We start from the raw sequence: 17169 nt of genomic DNA on the forward strand, positions 1-17169 counted from the left end.
CCGTGCTTGGCCTCTGGTTGGGCGGTACGCAGGTTCTGTCCATCTTAGGGTTTTAATTCACCGTTCCGCGTTATGTCCGCTGCGCTACCGTCCCTTATTCAGCAATACAAGGCCGATTCCGAGTCTGTTTACAACACCTGGTTCATCAACAACGAGGAGCGCCTGAAGGCTTTCCGCTCCATCCGGCGCGGGGTGCAGCAGGTGGTCAAGGACATCAAGGCGGGCAGCTTCGGCAACGACTTCAAGGGCACCTCGCTGGAGTTCGTGCTCAGCGTCATCAGCGAGCAGAAGCAGGTGTTTCAGGGCGCGGCCCACCCCTTCTACTGGAAGCCCAAGCTGCGCATTCCCGACATCTACGAGCACGAGGAGAACAAGCGTGCCTTCGGCCAGTTTCTGGAGAGCTGCCTGGCGGCCACCACCGAGCAGCAGCTGCTCAAGGAAATTGACCTGCTTGACCGCCGCAAGATCAAGGGGCTGGGGCCGGCCGTGGCCAGCATCCTGTATTTCCTGCACCCCACCTTGATGCCGCCCTTCAACACGGCCATCGTCAACGGCTTCAACGCGCTGTTCGGGGAGAAAATCAAGCTGGGCTCCTGGTCGGAGTACCTGCGCATGCGCGCGCGGCTGCGCGACCTGAACCAGGAGCACCGCCAGCACCTGAGCCTCGATTACGGCGCCCTAAGCGGGCTGCTCTTCGACGTGGGCGTGAAGAAGATGATTGCCGGCGACCAGCAGTTTGCCAGCGACGAGGACCGCGACAAGTACCAGCAGCAGGCCCGCAAGCGCCACCAGGAGGTGCAGACCGAGGCCCAGGAGGAAAACCAGCACACCGAGATGCAGCACCACCTGCTGCGCGTGGGCAAGGCCCTGGGCTGCGACGTGACGACGGCCATCAACGACCGCAACCGGATATGCGCCGGCCAGAAGCTCTCGTTTTTGTGCCTCGACCAGCACCCCGAGCTGCCCGTATCGGCCGAGGTGGCCACCACCATCCGCCTGATTGACGTGGTGTGGTTTGCGCCCGGCACCAATCGCGTGGTAGCCGCTTTCGAAGTGGAGAAAAGCACCAGCATCTACAGCGGTATTCTACGCCTGACGGATTTAGCCTTTTCCATGCCCGAGCACGAGACGGCCCTCTACCTGGTCGTGCCCGACGCCCGCGAAAAGGAAGTGCAGGCCCAACTCTCGCGCCCGGCCATCCGCGCGGCTGGGGCCACGATTCGCTACATCCTGTTTTCGGAGCTGCGCCAGCACTGCGAGGCGCTGTGCAAGTTCGGCCATTCGCCGGAGGCCATGCTCAAGATTGCGCGCGCAGTGGCGTAGCGTAGTGAAACAGCTTCACCCATGAAGCCGAACGCTAACGGCGAAGGTCATTGTTTTGTTGAAGGGGGTAGAAGTTGTTGATACCAATAGACCCTTCGACACAATTTACTTTACGCAATGACCAGACGACTGATTGTTGGATTTAACGACCTTTTTGATAGCGCTACCCCTCCTACTTTAGCTGATTTGCTTCGCGGGGTCAGTCGTTTCTGGCTTTTACGATGCGTCACGCAACTGCTTGGCTATCAGAACCGCGTGCCGGCTGCCGAGCGTACCCTAAAAATGGACTTTGAGCGCATTTTCGGAGAGCGTGGACTCGTCGAAAAGCCCTTTGCGCAGCGCGCCTATGCCCACGTCTTAAGCTTTGGCCAGCAGTACGGAAAAGACGCCCTGAATGTGCTTCATCCCAAGCCCTTGCTGCAACTGTTTGAATATGCCTTCGAGCGACCGGACGAGCCGCATACAGTAAGTGACGAGGAACTGGAAGCCAGTCTCTTTCTGGCCTGCATACTAGTTAACACGCCTTATATCGACCAACAGAGTGCCGCCAGCGCCGCCGCTAAACAGCTGCTGCCTACACCGACTGTACCGCGCTTCGCGCTCACGAGTATGTTCTCGGACTTTGAGCTGATAAATCAGCAACCGGTGCAGGTGTTGTGGGCGCAGCTCATCAAGTCGGCGCGTTTTTTTGAATTTTTGGAGTCAGATGAGAGATTCAGTCCTTTACTTCAGTCTTTCCTGACTTATTACGGGTGTACCACTTGGCAGGAGTACACCCGTCAAATTGCTGGGCTGGTCAAGCCGGTAATCTATGCAGACAAGCCGGGCCGTATCAGCGTTGCGGTTGCACCCGGGCCAGAATTTGAAGCCAGTCGAGCGTTTCTTAACCATTTTGCGCTGCAGCCCGGCCAGGAGCTGGACAAGGAGGATTTCACGAGTTTGCGGGAAACGCCCTTGTATGAGGAAGAGCCGGGAGTTTTCGTGCTCATCTACCCCGTGTTGGTGGTGGAAATGCTGCACAAGGGACTGTACTTTCAATTCAATAGGCTCAATAAGTTGCTCCCGGAGGCGGAGCAGGTAAGCGATTGGCGTTCGGTTTACTGCGACTTCTTCTCGGAGCAGCACCTGCTCTACGGTTTGCTTGATGCCGCTTTTCAAGGCCGTGGCTTAGCCCTTACTGGCACCGTCATCAAGGAAAGCAAGACATTAAAAGGTCAGGGTGAACCGGACTACTATTTCCGCAACGGACAGCGTGCTATTCTATTCGAATCAAAAGATGTCTTGGTGCCGAAGAACGCAAAGGCCGGAACTGATTTTACGGCCTACTTTGAAGAGGTGCGCAAGCGGTTTGATTACGAAACCAACAAAAAAGGCAGACTCGTAGACAAGGCCGCTCGGCAGCTGCTGCGCAACGTAGCCCGGCTGTTGGAAAAAGAGTTTCCACTGGATACCGACTACGACCCGGCAGAGCTGGTCATCTACCCGGTGTTGGTACTTCATGACCGCCTCTACAACGTGCCCGGCCTGAACGTGTTGGTTAACGATTGGTTCCAAGAGCAGTTGGCGTTGCGCGCCGAAAAAGGCTTGCCTGTGCACAACGTGCGTCCGCTGGTGATGGTGGACGTTGACACGGTTTTGGCCTTTCATGAGCATTTCCGGGACCAGCAACTTGCATTTGAAGACGTTCTGGAGGAGTACTATAGCTACATACATCCCGACCTCAGCGTGGTGAAAAACGATGCGGAAGCCGAGAAGCTGATGATGCAGCAGGCTCATCCTTTTGCTTTGTTCTTGGAAAATTACGCGAGCGAAAGAGGGATGGCGCCGCTCCCAATGCAAAGTCTTTATGGATTGTTGCCCATTATCAACAAAGGGGCAACGGATGAATAACAAGGGTACGCGCCTGTTTAGCGTTTTCTCCAAAACCTTTCCGAACGGCTAAAGCTCCTTAGCACTTGGTCCTGTTGAAGTTATTCTCTGCAAGCTTCTGCCACCGCCTGCTGAGCCGGTCCAAGCCAACTAGCCCCTGGTTAAGATAGTGGGCTTCCTGCGGCAGCTGCAGGGCCACTAACGCCGGGCTGTTTCGTGCTTTTTGCCGCCTTGGAATTGGGTAACTTGCCCACCTATTAGCCAGCCTGTTCCTGTACCCGTCGCCTCTCCTTTATCCATGAGCACCACCCGCGAGCAGCAAAACATCGAGTGGAAGGAATCGTGGCGGCCGGAGTACTTTCAGTGGATTTGCGGCTTTGCCAATGCCCAAGGGGGCCGCATCTTCATCGGCAAAAACGACGACGGGCAGGTGGTGGGCCTGCCGGGCATCCGCAAACTGCTGGAAGATTTGCCCAACCAGGTGCGCGATTTGATGGGCATCCTGGTGGAAGTCAACCGCCACGAGGAAGGCGGGCTGGAGTTTCTGGAAATTGTCGTTGAGCCGTACCCCTACCCCATCAGCTACCGCGGTCAGTACCATTTCCGCAGCGGCAGCACCAAGCAGGAGCTACGCGGACCGGCGCTGAGCGCGTTTCTGCTGCAAAAGCAGGGCAAGCGCTGGGACGGCGTGCTGGTACCGGGCGTCGCGGCGGCGGATTTGTCGGCGGAAGCCTTTGACTTGTTTCGCCAGCGCGCCGCTAGAAGCGGGCGCGTGGACGAGCAGGTGCTGCACGATGGTAACGAAGCCCTGCTCGACAACCTGAACCTCATCGACGGGGAGTACCTGAAGCGGGCCGCCGTGCTGCTGTTTCACCCCACGCCCGAGCGGTTCATCACCGGTGCCTACGTCAAGATTGGCTTCTTTGCCACCGACGACGATTTACGCTACCAGGACGAGGTGCACGGGCCCCTGCTCGTGCAGGTGGAGCGCACGCTGGATTTGTTGCAAACCAAGTACGCCCGGGCCCAGGTGCGCTACGAAGGCGCCGGCCGGGTCGAGGAGCCGCCCTTTCCGGCGGCGGCCCTGCGCGAGGCGCTACTCAACGCGCTGGCTCACAAAGATTACAGCGGCGGCGCGCCCGTGCAGATTAGCGTGTACCAGGACCGCCTGCAGTTCTGGAACGAGGGCCACCTGCCCGACAGCTGGACGGTGGAGAACCTGCTGCGCAAGCACCCGTCCAAGCCCTTCAACCCGGACGTGGCCAACACCCTGTTCCGGGCCGGCTACATCGAATCCTGGGGCCGCGGCACCATCAAGATGCTGAACGAGTGCCGCGCGGCGCACCTGCCGGCCCCGCGCTTCTACTTCGAGGCCTCGGGCTTCGTGGTGGCGTTTGCCGCCTACTCGGTGGCCTACTGGCAGGCCCAGGGCGTGCGCGCCGACCTGGCGCCGGTGCTCCTCTACGCCGCGCAGCACGGCAGCATCACCAACACCGTGGTGCAGCAGCAGCTGGGCGTAAGCAAGCCCACCGCCACCCGCTACCTGAGCGAGTTAGAAAAGGGCGGCTGGCTGCAGAAGTCCGGCAAAACAGGGGTGGGCACGCAGTACACGCTCACCGAATCCTAAAGGGCTCACAAAGGGCTCACCACTCGCGGGTAGGAATTGCTAAAAGTGCCAACAGAGCGTGTAAACGCCATTTTTGGTACGTTTCAGTGCCATTGAAATGGGCTCATCATGGGCTCACGGGGCTACTAACATGACCACCTAGAGGCACGGCTAGTGCGCTGCTGGGCGCGAATAGTGAGACAGCTAGGCGCTGTTGAAGCCTGGCTACAAGCCTGTAGCTGCGCGCTGTTGCTGCTCAAAGGCCCAGTCCTCCGGGGAGAGAATGGCCTGCATGAACGCGGCGTAGCCCACGTCGCGCCGCTCCAGCGCGTGCCGGCGCAGGGCCAGGCTGCGTTTGGCGCTTTCAAAGCCGTCCCGCTCCATGGCCTGGCGAAAGCGCTCCGGAAGTCCTTCCAGCCAGTGCTGGTAATCCGCTTCCGTCACCTCCCCGTCGGCCAGTTGCTGGTAGCGGTAGGTGGCGTTGCCCAAGCGGAACAGCCGGGCCATTTCGGCCCGCTGGCTTTCGGTCAGCTGCTGCAGGGCCTGCAGCTGCGCTTGGTGGTGCTGGTCGAGCGGGTGGCGGGGCTGGAGCAGTTCTTCCATCTTACTGGGGCAGCCCTTGCTGGGCAAAGGCCGAGAGGGCGCCGGTGTTTTCGTAGAGCAGGTCTTCCTGGTTATCCCCGTCAAACTGAGGACCGTCGCCCTGCATGACCTGCCAGACCTGGTCGTAGGACACCCGGATGGGCGAGCGGTGCTGGAGGTCGGTGGAATCAAGCAGCACTTCGCAGGTGAAGTCTTCCGCGCCGATGACCAGCTGCCAGACCGTACTCTGGTGCAGGTGCAGAGTACCGAGCATGACGGGCCCGCTTTCGGTCTGAAAGTAGTTCGTGCACACCAGGTAATGGTGCTGCGGGTTGGCAAGGCCGGCATGCACGTGGTGCAGAACGGCGACTAATGCGTGCGGCTCACGGGGCATAAGGCAACAATCAGAGTTGGTTCATGGTCCACGGGGTCGGGTAATGCTCGCGGTGAACCCGCTCGTTGTAGTACACCGCCTCAGTCGGCAGAAAGGTAAGCGTTTCGCCTACTGCCTCCCCGGCAGGCACGACTTTGCGCAGCAGCTGGTAGAGCTGCGCAAAGGGAATAGTCGCCCGAAAGCGGTCTACCCAAGGACCGGGCGCGTGCGGCTCGTTGTCTTCCGGGTAGCGCACAAATTCCGCGTCGAAGGCCAGAAAGTCCGGCCCGACCTCCAGGTTGGCAACCTCACCGTGGTGCAGGGAAAACACGGCCGGATAATGTCGGCGCCGCGGGTGGTTGTCGCGGTCGTAGTAGTGGCCGCCCAGTAAGTAATACACGGCCGGGTCGTTCAGGTCCGCTTCGAGCTGGTGCAAAAGCTCCGGCAGGTTGGCCAAGGCGTTCTGTTGTTCCATGGACGGAGCTCTAGGATAGCTGATGGGGATAAAACGTAAGGAAGAAGCTGAAATTGGCAAATAATTTCCAATAAAGAGCGAGTGCCGGCGTTCTGACGAGGCGTGCGACGGGTGCTCAAGCTCGGCTTCAACCGAGTAAGGCACCGGCCGTGACGAGCGTCGGCTATGCTCATGGCAACATTCGGGCCCGGTACCTAACAATTTTGCAGGCTTAAATGCCAAACTCCCGTCCGGTTTGGGCGGAATGGCTAGCTTTGCCTGACAAACTGATTGCCGAGTATGCTGGCTCTGAAATCCTACGCTTTGCCTAGTAGCCCCTCGTCAGCAGGCCTTGCCGCAGACTGGCTGAGCTGGGCTCGCCGGCAGCCGCTGCCCATCCAGCAGCGGCCCGCCCTGTTTGTGGGCTCCCTCGCGTAACGCTACCCCGCCGCAGCTCTGCCCCGCGCCCTACTCGGTAGCCGGGTGGCTGCTGTCCCACTTCCCGCCCGGCCCCCAAGTTGGCCGCAGGCGAGGCGTTTTCATTCCTTTCCGTTGACGTTACTGCTATGGCCGCGAGCCCCTATCGCCGCTTTTCCAGCTTCTGCCCGACCGTGCAGGCGCTGGTGATTCGGCTTATCCAAGAAGAGTTCACCCCGTTGTTACCCCTTTCCGCGGAAGTGCCCGCGGCTGCCTGGGCCCGGGCCGTGGCGCTGGCCGACCCCACCTTGCTGTATTGCACCGCCCAGGAGCCGGTTATCCGGCTGTGCCCGGAAGCCTACGAGCAGCTGCGGGCATGCCTGCAGCGCGAGCTGGTCGAAGCGGAGTAATCAAGCCCCAAGAACAAAGGCCGACCAGGAAACCTGGTCGGCCTTTGTTGGGACCTCTGGTTGGGGCCAGCCGCACCCACGGCGGGAGGCCGGCAGCGCCCGGGGCTGTCCGTGGGCAGGACGGGGTACAATTCTTCCCTACTGCCCAATCACATACACCGGAACGGCCTGCGCATTGGCACCGCGCCCGGTTTCCTTCTTCACTTCCTTGCCATCAAGTAGGATAGCGGCGGTGATTTCCGAAGCGGCCGTGCCGCCGTCGAGGCTGGCCAGCAAGCCAACATGGTCGCCTTGCTTCATGGTGCGCTTGAAGCGGTAGGTTGCTGGCAGCGGCACGTTGTTGACGATAGTCGTGCCGCCGCTTTCGTTGTCGTAGCTGATGTAGTCCGACGCCGGGGCCGTGGTGGAGGAAATGCGGTATTCCACTTGGTATTCTTTGGGGCCGGTGGGCGTCGCGTCGTCCTTGGCGCAGCTGCTGGCGGTGGCCAGGGCGGCGCAGCTCAGGAGCAGGGAGGCAAATCTTGTCATAGCGCAGAAAGGGAGTTAGCGGAAATGATACCGTAGGCCGGCGCTGGCGTAGCCGGGCCATTGGTCGAGCAGGGGATTGTTGAAGAGGTAGCCCTTGGTGGCGGTGGCCACCAGCGAAAAGCGGTTGCCCAGGAAGACGTCCGCCTCGGCCCCGGCCTGCGGGCCGTAGGTGAAGCGCTGCGGCTGTTGGGCGTCGGCCGCTGGCTCGCCGGTGCCGTGCACGCCCGTGCGCTCGTAGCCGGCCCCGGCCCCAAGCAGCAGGTGCACGTAGACGACTTCGCCCAGGCGAAACAGCTGCGGCGCGAGCAGCACCCGCCCCGCGTAGCTGGCGTAGTCGCCGCGGCCGCTGAGGGTGCCCGTTTCGCGCAGGCCGCTGGCGCGCAGGGCCAGGTGGTTGGTGAGCAGGCTGGTATAGCTCAGCTCGTAGTAATTGCCTTTTTCGGAGCGGCCGAGGTGGGCGCCCCAGCTGGCCATGTGTTGAACGTGGCGCTGGGCGAAGGCCGGCGCGGCGCCGGCCCCCGCCAGCAGCAGGGCCACTAGCAAGAGATTCTTCATAAGGGGTTAGTGGCGGGGGCGGGCCCGGTCCGCTTTGATAAGGGCGTTTTGCACCAGGATGTCGGAATAAACCATTTCGGCCGCCTGCCGCGAAGGGCCAGGCTGCGCGGCTTCGGCCAGCAGCCGGTCGGCTTCCTGGCGCAGCTGCATGGCTTTAATCATGTTGTCGTTCGAGGTATTCAGGGCCACCATCCGTTCGCCCTCGGTCATGGCGTAGCGGCCGGGGTTCTTGAGCGTCGCGTTCATCTCGATGCTCTGCTGGGTCATCTCGTCGGCAATCTTGTAGTAGCCGAAAGCGGTGGCAATCTTCTTTTTCTGCATCATCTCCTCGTAGGCAAACGTGGAGACGGCCGCCTCTTCGCGCTTGAGCTGGTACTCACGGGAGCTCATGCGGTTGTTGCCGGCCGTGGCGCCCGAGCCGAAGCGCGAAAACACGTCGTACACCGTGTTCAGGTCCCGCTGGGGGTTGTTGAGCTGCAGGGCCTGGCGCAGGCGCTCGGCTTTCTGAAACACAGGCATGTACTGGTTGCTCTGCCCCCGGCCCGACATGGCCAGGGCCCGGGCAAACAGCTCCTGGGGATTGGAAAGGCGCAAATCCTGAATGCTCTGCACCTTGCGCAGGTCGGCCTGCACCTGGCGCTGCAGCTGCAGGGTCTCATCGGTGATGTCCTTCACCTGCCCGGTGATGTCCTTGGTGACGCCGGCAATCTGCTTGGCGTCCTTGATAACCTGGTAGTTTTTGACCGTTTCAGTCCACTGCTTCAGGTGCTTGGCAAATTCCCCGATGTGCACGCCCATGTGCAGCGGGTCGTTCACGACGGCCTGGGCCGCCGCATCGGTCGTGGGAGCGAGAATCAGGGCCAGGGCAACGAGGGCCGGCAAAAGCGTCTTTTTCATCGTCGTATCGGTTAGGTGGAAGAATTAGCGCGCGGCCGCTTCCGGGCCGAGCTGGCCGGCCGCCGCGGTGGTAATCAGGATGGGGTAGCCATCGGGCAGCAGCACGTCGCGCAGCTTGGTGCGGGTCTTGGGCCGCGAGAGCACCGAGGCGGCCACGCGGCCGCCCACACCCACCACGGAGTTGGCGGCCGAGGCCGAGCGGTCGATGGCCGTGCTGATTTCCTGGGTGGTCTGCTGCTGCAACTCATTGCCAGCCATGCCGGCTTCGCGGGCCACGCGCTTCACCGGGTCAATCATGATGCCCGGCATGTAGTTGAAGTCGTAGATGTCGGCCTGCACCCGCGTCGGCCCGAGGCGGTTCACTTCCAGCGTCACGTTGTTGGTGCCCACGGTAGCCACGCCGGCGAAGACCATGTTTTTGGGAAAGGTCACCCCGGACACCACCGCGTCTTCCAGCAAGCGCAGGATAACCACCGAGCCGGTACGCACCTTCTGCTCGCCGTTGATAACGCACTTGAAAAACACGTCCGGGGCCAGCTGCTGCTCGCGCTGGCTGCCCTGGGCCATCATGCGGGCAGAGTTGCCCACTTTCACGGTGTTGAAGCCATCCAGGCCGGGGGCACTCATGCGGGTGGCCAGCAGCTGCGCGGTCTGGTTGGGGTCGCGGTAGCGCTTGCCGGTCATGCGCTCGTACGCCGCGCGGGTTTCCGGGGGCGAGGAGCCCAGCATGGCCAGCACGTCCGGGTCGGTTTCAAACGGGGTGCCGTCCACATCGCGGGCCGGCACCAGGCCACGGCCCGCCCGGCCGGAACCCGTGCCCGCGCGGCGGCCCGCGCTACCGGTGGCCGTCAGGCGCCGGCGCGGCACCACCAGGGTTTGGGCGCGGTAGGAGCCCGTGGCCGGGTCCTGAATGGTGGTTTCGATGGTGTCCACGTCGGCCGCGGCCAGCCGCGCCGCTTCCGCCCGGCGGCCGGCGGCCTGCGCGGCCGCCTGGGCGCGGCGGCGCTTGCGCAGGGCCAGGCCGGTGGTGTCGACGGCAAACACGTCCACGACATCCTGGTCAGTGGCGCGGGCCGGGGCGCTCTGGGCGTCCTGCTCGGCGCGGCGCTGGGCCTCAATCTGAGCGGAGGGTGAGGCTGCCGGCGCCGGCGGCGCCGCTTCCACCGAGGGGATTTCGGGTTCGATGTTGGCCGAGGCGGCCGCCACCGGCTCGCGCTCCTGCTGGGCCGCCCGCTGCGCGGCTTTCAGCCACAGCAACAGGCCGCCGATGATGAGCACCAGCAGCAGGCCGGCCAGCGCCATCCAGTTGGCGCGTAGCACCTCGGCGGGCGTGCGCCTGGCAGGGGCAGCAGCCGGGACGGGCTGTTCCGTTGCTGGCTGAGCCGCAGAACGGCTATCGGTTGGGGGAGTGAGGGGTTCCATAGCAGGTACAGGCGGCGTTAGATGGTGGAAGCGCGGTTAATCACGCGGGAGGGCACGGGCAGCACCAGTACCCGGGCGCCGTTTAGCTCGCGCAGGGTTACTTCCAAGTAGCCGCGCTCGGTGGCCGCGTACAGGGGAATGGCATAGGTCAGATAGCCCGTGGTGCGGCCGTTAATGACCTGGTTCGGGCGGCCGCCCGAGGGCGCCAGCGGGCGTCGGGCCTCGTTCTTTTTGCGGGCCAGAAACTTCTTCTGGGCATTTTCCACCAGCTGGAAGTCGGTGAAATCCACGTTGTAGTCGATGTTGGTCTTGTTGATGACCTTGAAGCGCAGGTAAGTGAAATCCTTGTCGTTGCGCACGTTGGCCAGCGACAGCACCAAATCATTGTCGACCACGGCCACGGCCTGGTGCTCCTCACGGGCTTTGCGCAGCTGGCTGAGCTTGCCCTCGACGACGGCTTTCTTTTCCCTTTCCTTGTCCAGGGCCAGCTCGTTTTCGGGAGCCGCCCCGGCGGAGGCGGTGGTTTTGCCGTTGATGCTCAGCGCGCCGTCTTTCTGGAAGTCGTAGAGTTGCAGCACCGGGCGGCCCGTGTACACGAGCCGGCCCATCCAGTACTTGGAGCCGTAGCGGATGAGCATGGGCGTGGGCGGCACGTGCTTGCGCTTGGCGCGCACAAACACGGCGTTGGCCTCAATCTTCACTAGGTAGTTGCCGGCCATGCCCACGTCGACCAGCGACACGGGCCCGCCAAAGACCAGGTAGGTGGTGGAGGAATCGGACACGGCCACATCCAGCAAATTATCGGAAGTGACCACAGCCGGAGCCGGGGTGGCAGCAGTAGTTTGCGCGGCCGAAGGTGCCGGAGCGGAGAGCAAGGAAAGCAGCCCTAACAGGGCCGGAAGAGTGTAGAGTCGCATCGGAGACAAGGATGGGTGATTAGTGAGCCGGAGCCGCAGGCGCCGGGGGTGTAGCGGGGGTAGGAGCAGGAGTAGCGGGGGCCGCCGGCTCGCTGGCCGGGGCCAGGCCCCGCTCGGCTTCCTGCAGGCGGCGCTGGCGGTCGGCTTCCTGGGCCTGCAGCAGCTCCTGCTCTTCCCGCGTCAGCTGCGGGTTGTAGGGGATGTAGTCGAAGTTGGTGATGAGCAGCCCGTAGGGGTTGGCGTCCGAGCGGTTGGTTTCCACTAGGTTGAACTTGGCGGCCAGCGGCAGCGGCTCCTTCTGCTGGCCCCCAATGAAAATGCGCTGCTTGATGTAGACCGAGCCCGACCAGGGGCGCTTGCTCATGTCCACCAGCACGCTGTCCACGGTCACCACGTTGCGGGCGGCGTAGCGCTCGTAGTTCTGCAGCACCTGCCCGCGGGTGAAGCCCTCGTAAATGCGCCGGCCGCCGCGGCCTTCAATCAGGGGCAGGGCCGCGTCCAGGTTGGCCTTGAAGGTGTATTGGTCGTGGCCGAACATGGTTTGCATGAACTGGCGCACCAGGTTGCGGGCCTCGTAGGGCGTGTGGGCGTCATTGCCGGCCGAGAGGGCCGCCACGGAGCCGGTTTGCGAGACGACGTACACGCGCCGCCCGCTGTTTTCGTAGGCGCGGTACACCAGGAAGCCCGACGCCAGGGCCACCAGGAGCAGGGCCAGCACGCTGCCCAGCGCCAGGTTGCGCATGGTGGAAAAGGAAGTACTTAAGTCTTTGGCGGAATCCATAAAAGTGTTGAGAGTCTGGTGGTGGTGAATGGTGCTTTTCTCCTGACCGCCCTTACTGGCGAATGGGCAGCAGCACCTTCTTAAAGGAGTCGTCGAACCCGCCGGCGCGGCCCCGGTAGGGGTACACCACCAAAGCGGGCTGCTGCTGCTCGTTCCGGCCCAGGAAGGCGTAGAGCGTGCCGCGCACGGTCAGCGGCTTGCGGGGCTCGATGGGCGTGACGGTGTACCGCTCGCGGCCGGGCACGTTCAGGTTGAGGCCGCCCACGCGGAACGAGGCCAGGGTATCCCGGCCGTTGGGCGCGTACAGCGGCAGCGAGGCCGGCACTTGCTGGTGGCCGAAGCCCTGGGGAATCCATTGCAGCACGGCTTCGTAGGCGATGCGGTAGCCGGGGGCCTGCTTTACCCCGTCCGGCCGGTCCGCATCGGACTGCCACGCGGCGGGCAGCCGCAGCTGCATGGGCTCGGCTTTCAGGGCCTTGGCGGAAATGACCTGCAGATACCCTTCGCGGGGCGTTTGCTCCGCCACCCCGGGTTTGAGGTCCACCGCCCCCGCCGGCAGGGGGGCCGGAAGAGCAGCTGCGGGCTGGGTGGCTGCCGAGGCCGCCGGCGAGTTGGCAACCGGAGCGGAATCCTGGGACTGGCAGGCCGCCGTCAGGCCCAAAACAACGGCCGTAGCGACGAATAAGGGAATGTTTTTCATGGTCAGAGAGTCAGGAGAATGGCTTATTTGGTCCAGATGCCCGACGCCCGCTGGCGGTAGGACGGGTTCAGGGCTTCCGACATGGTGATGGTGGGCAGGCCGGAGGAAGCCGAGGACGAAGCCGACTCGCTTCCCTCGCTGCCGCCACCGCTGCTACTGCCTCCGCCGCCGGCGCTGTGGCCCCCTCCCCCGCCGCGACTGCCGCCGTTGCCCAGGGCGCGGCCCACGGCGCTCGACAGGCCCCCGCCGCCGGGCGAGGCCACGCCGGCCACGGCCGTCGCGGCGCCCACGGCCGAGCCGACCATGGAGCCCACGAAGCCCTGCACGGCCGAGGAGCCGATGAACATGGACGTGAGGTAGGGCACCATCACGTAGAGCAGGACAAAGGCCACCGACATCACCATGAACTTCTCGTCATCGACCGACTGCTGGGGGCCATTAGTGAGGCCGCTGAACAGGCCGTTGGGCGCCTGCGCCGTCTCGGCGTAGAAGCCGTAGATGGTGTCGAGCAGCACGAACGTGAGCCCCCAGAGCTGCACGGCCAGGAAGTTCTGCAGCCACTTCAGAGCCAGCTGCCCAAAGGCCGGAATCACCGACAGGGTCATGGCAATCGGCCCGCACACATACAGAAATCCCAGAATGAACTGCTGGATAAACTGCATGATGTGGCGAATGATGAGCACCGCCGTGGCCGTGAACAGCCGGGTCAGGATGCCCGAGAGCGTGAACGAGCTCAGCGTTTGGGAAATGCTGGTCATCAGCGAGCTGGCGCCGGCCACGATGTCGCCAATGCCCATGGAGTCGTTGCGGGCCGCCGCGGCCACCGAGGCCGGCGTGGTCAGGTCCCGAATGGCTTCGGCCGCGGACTTGTCGGTCGAAAACAGGGCCGTAAAGGCCGCCAGCCCCGTGCCCAGCGTGTCCACCAGCGTCTGGTAGAAGAAGAGCAGAAAGAATATCCAGGTGGCCTTGATAATCGGCCCCCAGTCCATGGCCAAGCCGCTGCCCGCGATAAAGCCGCGCCCGATGGTGTAGAGCAGGGCAATGCCCATCAGCGAGGGCGTGATGAAGCGGCAGGCGGTGAGCACCACCTGCAGGGTCTGGTCGCAGGCCCGCAGAAAGCCCGGGTCGATGCCGTAGGCTACCATCAGCAGCGTGCTCATCGGGCGAGGGCTCCTTTGCGAGCCTGTTTATCTTCCACAAACTGGTCAACGGCGTAGTCCAGCCGCTGCACCCGCACGGGCTCGTACTCAATCTGCCCTTCGGCATTGAGCAGCACGTGGCCGTTTTTGTCGGTGCGGGGCCGCTGCTGGGTCTGCTGGTAGAACTTGACCAGCTTGTTGAGGTGGTTGCGCTCCACGGGCTTGGACGTCAGGATGGCGTCGAGCTGCGGAGATGCCTCCAGGGCGAAGACCTTGCCCTTGGCACCCTGCTTGATGAAAAACTCCCGCAGGGCCTCGGTGGAGCGCACCGACTTAATCAGGTCCATCTCGTGGCCGGTCAGGCCCAGCGGGGCCTGCAGCTGCGCCAGCGAGTCGGGGTTGACGTGGCGCAGGATAATCTTGGTGGCCGAGTTGTTGATGATGGCCGGCCCGATTTTGCTGCTGGTAATCTCGGTGATGCCCTGGGTAATGATGGTGACCGAGCCGTTGGTTTTGCGGATGGTGCGGTACATCGACTCGATGAATTCCGAGAGCACGCCCGAAAGCATGGTCCAGGCCTCGTCGAGGGCGATATACTTGATGTCGTCGGGGAATTTGCGGAACAGGTCCAGCGACAGTTCGGTGATGAGCATGGCCACCACCGGGTAGAGGTCCGGGTCGGCCTGCACCTTCGCCAGGTCAAAGCAGATAAGCCGGTACTCCGACAGGTCCACGTCGCGCTTGGCGTTGAGCACCCGCTCGTAGCGGCCGCCGGTGATGTACTGGCCCAGCACCAGGAAAAACTGGTGCATGTCGATGTACTTCAAATTCTTCTGGTACTGCCGGCGGGCCCCGTCCAGCGGGTCGGGCTCCCCGCCCTCGCCGGGCTGGGCCACGGGCTTCTGCATTTCCTGGTCGTACTGCTCCACGAAACGGTAGAAGCTTTCCATGCCGGGAAACTCCTCGTCCTTCTGGTTCAGGCGCGGGCTCTCGTTGAGGCAGGCGTAGTACTCAATCAGGAAGCGCGAGAGAATGGTGCGCTCCGACTTGTCCAGGGCCGTGTCCTTGCCGCCCTTCCAGAGCGCGGCCAGCAAAGCCAGGTGAAAATTGGTTTTCTCGTCGTTGTAGAGCCACTTGCCCGCCGCGTCGCGCGGCACCACGAAGGGGTTGAACTCGATGGGCCGCTGCGGGTCGTACTCGAAGTAGGTGTTCTCGAAGTCCTCGCCGTTGAGCGACTGCAGCACGTTGCGGTAGGTGCCACCCACGTCCATGATAATCTGCCGGGCGCCCTTCTCGAAGCGCTGCACAATCAAATTGCCGAAAGTGTAGCTCTTGCCCGAGCCCGAAGGGCCGATGACAATGGCGTTCTGGTTGTCCAGGGCCGTGTTGAACAGGTTTACCTGCACCAGGTTGCGGAACCGGTCGGTGAGGTACTCCCCCACCGGGTCGGTTTTGTAGGTGGCCGTCCAGTGGGTGTAGCAGGCGCCGCGGTCGGCGGTGCTCGTCAGCCAGCGGTCCGGCACCTGCCAGGCGTTGCCGGGCAGCAGGCCGAAGAACACGGGCAGGGCCAGGTAGCTTTCCACCACGCTCTCGGTGCCGAACATGTAGCGAAAGGCCGCCGTGGCCCGCTCCACGTTCTCGCGCCGGCTGGTGTCGTTGGTGTCCCAGAGCACGCACGAGAGGTGCAGGCCCACAATCTGCTTGTTGTCGGCCCGCACTTCGGCCGTGAACTCCTCGACTTCGGCCGCGCGCAGGTGGTTGTCCTGGGTGGCCAGAAACGAGAGCGAAGCGTTGAGCTTGCGGTCGGTATCCAGCGAACTGAGCTCGGCGCGGGTATCCTGAATCAGCAAGGCCTGGGTGAGCACGTGCGGGCACTGCAGCACGTGGGTGAGCGGGTAGAGCATCGGTGCCGTCACCCCGTAGGAGTTGCGCACGGCCGGGTAAGCGTCGGAACCCTGCCCCACCATGCTCAGCACGTTGACCTTGTGCTCGCCCACGCTGAAGGTGCCCAGGTCGTTGCCGATTTCGCGCTCCTGCCGGGTGGGCTGGCCGTCGAAGTTGAGGTTGAAGTACTGCAGGTAGAGCTGGTGCATCTCGGCGCTGGCCAGCCGCTCGAAGCTCACGCCGCCCAGGTTCTTGAGGCCCTGGATGAATTCCACGGCGCCGCTCTCGGCCGCTTCGAGCGTGTGCACGAGCTGGGCAAACGGATTTTTGAGCACCGCCTCACCGGCGCGGGCCACCAGGGCATTCACCGCGTTGGTCTTGGGCGACTTCATGGCCACCGGGGCGAAGGAGAGGAACAGGTACGACTTCTGGAACAGCACCAGCCGCTCGAAGAAGTGCTTGTTCATCTTGTTCTCGAAGTAGGTCTGCTGGGTCTTGTCTTCGCGGTAGGGCCGGTCGTAGTAGATGTCGGTTTTCTGCACGATGGTGCCCACCGGCAGGGGACGCAGTACGCCCACCAATGCCGTTTGAAAGGCCTCGTAGTCGTCGGCAGTCCAGCTCTCCATCTCGGCGGGCTCCACGCGGAAGCCCACCGCCACGCGGCCGTCCTTGAAGACCACCTTGTCGCCCTCGAAGCTGTGCACGGGCATCACGGCGTTAAACGCGGCCGTTTTGGGCTTTTTGGTCATGGTTGGGGAGGGGTAAGGTCCCCACCGCCAGGCGGCGGGGCTGAATGAAGGTGAAGGAGAGCCAGCCCATCAGAAAGCCGGGCGCCTGCCGCTTGCTCAGGTAGCGCAGGCCCAGAATCAGGCCCAGCTCCACCAGGATGACGAGCAGGTACACCAGGCGCGGAATCTTGACGGCCATGCCCAGAAAGCCCAGCAGCAGCACCGAGCCGATGAAGAGACCGACCATGATGCCCAGGTCCTGAATGTTCATGCCCAGCACCTGCGCGGGCCGCTCGATGGATTTGTAGGAGCGCATGGCAGGTTAGCGTACGCCCCCGTCGCCACCGCCCACGGCGCTGACCAAATCGTCCTTGAACAGCTGGAAGCCGAACCACAGAATCACGCCGCCCACGAGCCAGCCCAGGGAACCCAGCGCGTCGGGCGCGCCCTGCACAAACTTCATCACCACCCGAATCAGGCCCACGATGAGCACGATGGCGAAAATCACCTGCACGATGCCCACGACGGTTTCCTGCACGCCTTCGAGGGCGGCCGCGGCGCCCCCGCCGCCCAGCTGGGCGCGG

At 63.2% G+C, this 17169-nt stretch carries 18 protein-coding genes; 4 read left to right on the forward strand and 14 right to left on the reverse strand.

Translation table 11 applies throughout. The features are described 5' to 3' along the window. The first annotated feature begins 72 nt into the window (after positions 1–72). The 3 genes from LJ737_RS23520 to LJ737_RS23530 all read left to right on the forward strand — a co-directional run bounded on the left by LJ737_RS23520 (position 73) and on the right by LJ737_RS23530 (position 4819). Positions 73–1323, forward strand: a complete 1251-nt coding sequence (locus tag LJ737_RS23520; RefSeq protein WP_227769217.1) for a type II restriction enzyme NmeDI-related protein — start codon at positions 73–75, stop codon at positions 1321–1323. Between the two features lie 117 nt (positions 1324–1440). Then, positions 1441–3213, forward strand: a complete 1773-nt coding sequence (locus LJ737_RS23525) for a hypothetical protein (protein ID WP_227769218.1) — start codon at positions 1441–1443, stop codon at positions 3211–3213. A 277-nt stretch (positions 3214–3490) separates the two neighbouring features. Beyond that, positions 3491–4819 (forward strand): ATP-binding protein, encoded by a 1329-nt coding sequence (locus LJ737_RS23530; protein ID WP_227769219.1) that lies wholly within the window; start codon positions 3491–3493, stop codon positions 4817–4819. A 204-nt stretch (positions 4820–5023) separates the two neighbouring features. Here LJ737_RS23530 and LJ737_RS23535 read toward each other — a convergent pair whose 3' ends face one another. The 3 genes from LJ737_RS23535 to LJ737_RS23545 are packed head-to-tail and all read right to left on the reverse strand — an operon-like array spanning position 5024 to position 6228. After that, complete coding sequence (locus tag LJ737_RS23535) at positions 5024–5401, reverse strand: hypothetical protein (RefSeq protein ID WP_227769220.1); 378 nt, start codon at positions 5399–5401, stop codon at positions 5024–5026. A gap of 1 nt (position 5402) precedes the next feature. Next, a complete protein-coding gene (locus tag LJ737_RS23540; protein ID WP_227769221.1) occupies positions 5403–5732 on the reverse strand; it encodes a hypothetical protein in 330 nt (109 codons plus the stop codon). Between the two features lie 52 nt (positions 5733–5784). Beyond that, positions 5785–6228 carry a hypothetical protein gene (locus LJ737_RS23545; protein ID WP_227769222.1) on the reverse strand — a complete coding sequence of 148 codons (444 nt, stop codon included), beginning with the start codon at positions 6226–6228 and terminating at the stop codon, positions 5785–5787. A gap of 545 nt (positions 6229–6773) precedes the next feature. On the opposite strand from LJ737_RS23545, the gene LJ737_RS23550 reads away from it, so the two are divergent. Further along, the gene (locus LJ737_RS23550; RefSeq protein ID WP_227769223.1) at positions 6774–7034 is read left to right on the forward strand and encodes a hypothetical protein; all 261 of its coding nucleotides are present in this window, start codon (positions 6774–6776) and stop codon (positions 7032–7034) included. Positions 7035–7172: 138 nt separating this feature from the next. Here LJ737_RS23550 and LJ737_RS23555 read toward each other — a convergent pair whose 3' ends face one another. From LJ737_RS23555 to LJ737_RS23605, 11 genes are all read right to left on the reverse strand, one after another. Continuing rightward, positions 7173–7562 (reverse strand): hypothetical protein, encoded by a 390-nt coding sequence (locus LJ737_RS23555; RefSeq protein ID WP_227769224.1) that lies wholly within the window; start codon positions 7560–7562, stop codon positions 7173–7175. Positions 7563–7577: 15 nt separating this feature from the next. Continuing rightward, a complete protein-coding gene (locus LJ737_RS23560) occupies positions 7578–8117 on the reverse strand; it encodes a hypothetical protein (protein ID WP_227769225.1) in 540 nt (179 codons plus the stop codon). Between the two features lie 6 nt (positions 8118–8123). Next, positions 8124–9014 (reverse strand): hypothetical protein, encoded by an 891-nt coding sequence (locus tag LJ737_RS23565; RefSeq protein WP_227769226.1) that lies wholly within the window; start codon positions 9012–9014, stop codon positions 8124–8126. A gap of 24 nt (positions 9015–9038) precedes the next feature. Next, positions 9039–10334 (reverse strand): conjugative transposon protein TraM, encoded by a 1296-nt coding sequence (gene traM, locus LJ737_RS27215; RefSeq protein WP_227769227.1) that lies wholly within the window; start codon positions 10332–10334, stop codon positions 9039–9041. 119 nt (positions 10335–10453) lie between these two features. Next, positions 10454–11353 (reverse strand): DUF4138 domain-containing protein, encoded by a 900-nt coding sequence (locus LJ737_RS23575; RefSeq protein WP_227769228.1) that lies wholly within the window; start codon positions 11351–11353, stop codon positions 10454–10456. A 19-nt stretch (positions 11354–11372) separates the two neighbouring features. Then, positions 11373–12134 carry a conjugal transfer protein TraK gene (locus LJ737_RS23580; RefSeq protein ID WP_227769229.1) on the reverse strand — a complete coding sequence of 254 codons (762 nt, stop codon included), beginning with the start codon at positions 12132–12134 and terminating at the stop codon, positions 11373–11375. Between the two features lie 52 nt (positions 12135–12186). Further along, positions 12187–12834: a hypothetical protein gene (locus LJ737_RS23585; RefSeq protein ID WP_227769230.1), complete on the reverse strand. Its 648-nt coding sequence runs from the start codon at positions 12832–12834 to the stop codon at positions 12187–12189. Positions 12835–12857: 23 nt separating this feature from the next. Continuing rightward, positions 12858–13994: a conjugal transfer protein TraG N-terminal domain-containing protein gene (locus LJ737_RS23590; protein WP_227769231.1), complete on the reverse strand. Its 1137-nt coding sequence runs from the start codon at positions 13992–13994 to the stop codon at positions 12858–12860. Beyond that, the gene (locus LJ737_RS23595; protein WP_227769232.1) at positions 13991–16606 is read right to left on the reverse strand and encodes a TraG/VirB4 family ATPase; all 2616 of its coding nucleotides are present in this window, start codon (positions 16604–16606) and stop codon (positions 13991–13993) included. The genes LJ737_RS23590 and LJ737_RS23595 overlap by 4 nt, the downstream gene beginning before the upstream one ends. Then, positions 16575–16901, reverse strand: a complete 327-nt coding sequence (locus LJ737_RS23600) for a hypothetical protein (protein WP_110980490.1) — start codon at positions 16899–16901, stop codon at positions 16575–16577. Before LJ737_RS23600 ends, LJ737_RS23595 begins: the two co-directional genes overlap by 32 nt. Before the next feature lie 6 nt (positions 16902–16907). Further along, on the reverse strand, positions 16908–17169 hold a 262-nt coding region (locus tag LJ737_RS23605; RefSeq protein ID WP_227769233.1), incomplete at its 5' end, for a hypothetical protein.

This window comes from Hymenobacter sp. 15J16-1T3B (assembly GCF_020711235.1).
GTDB lineage: Bacteria > Bacteroidota > Bacteroidia > Cytophagales > Hymenobacteraceae > Solirubrum.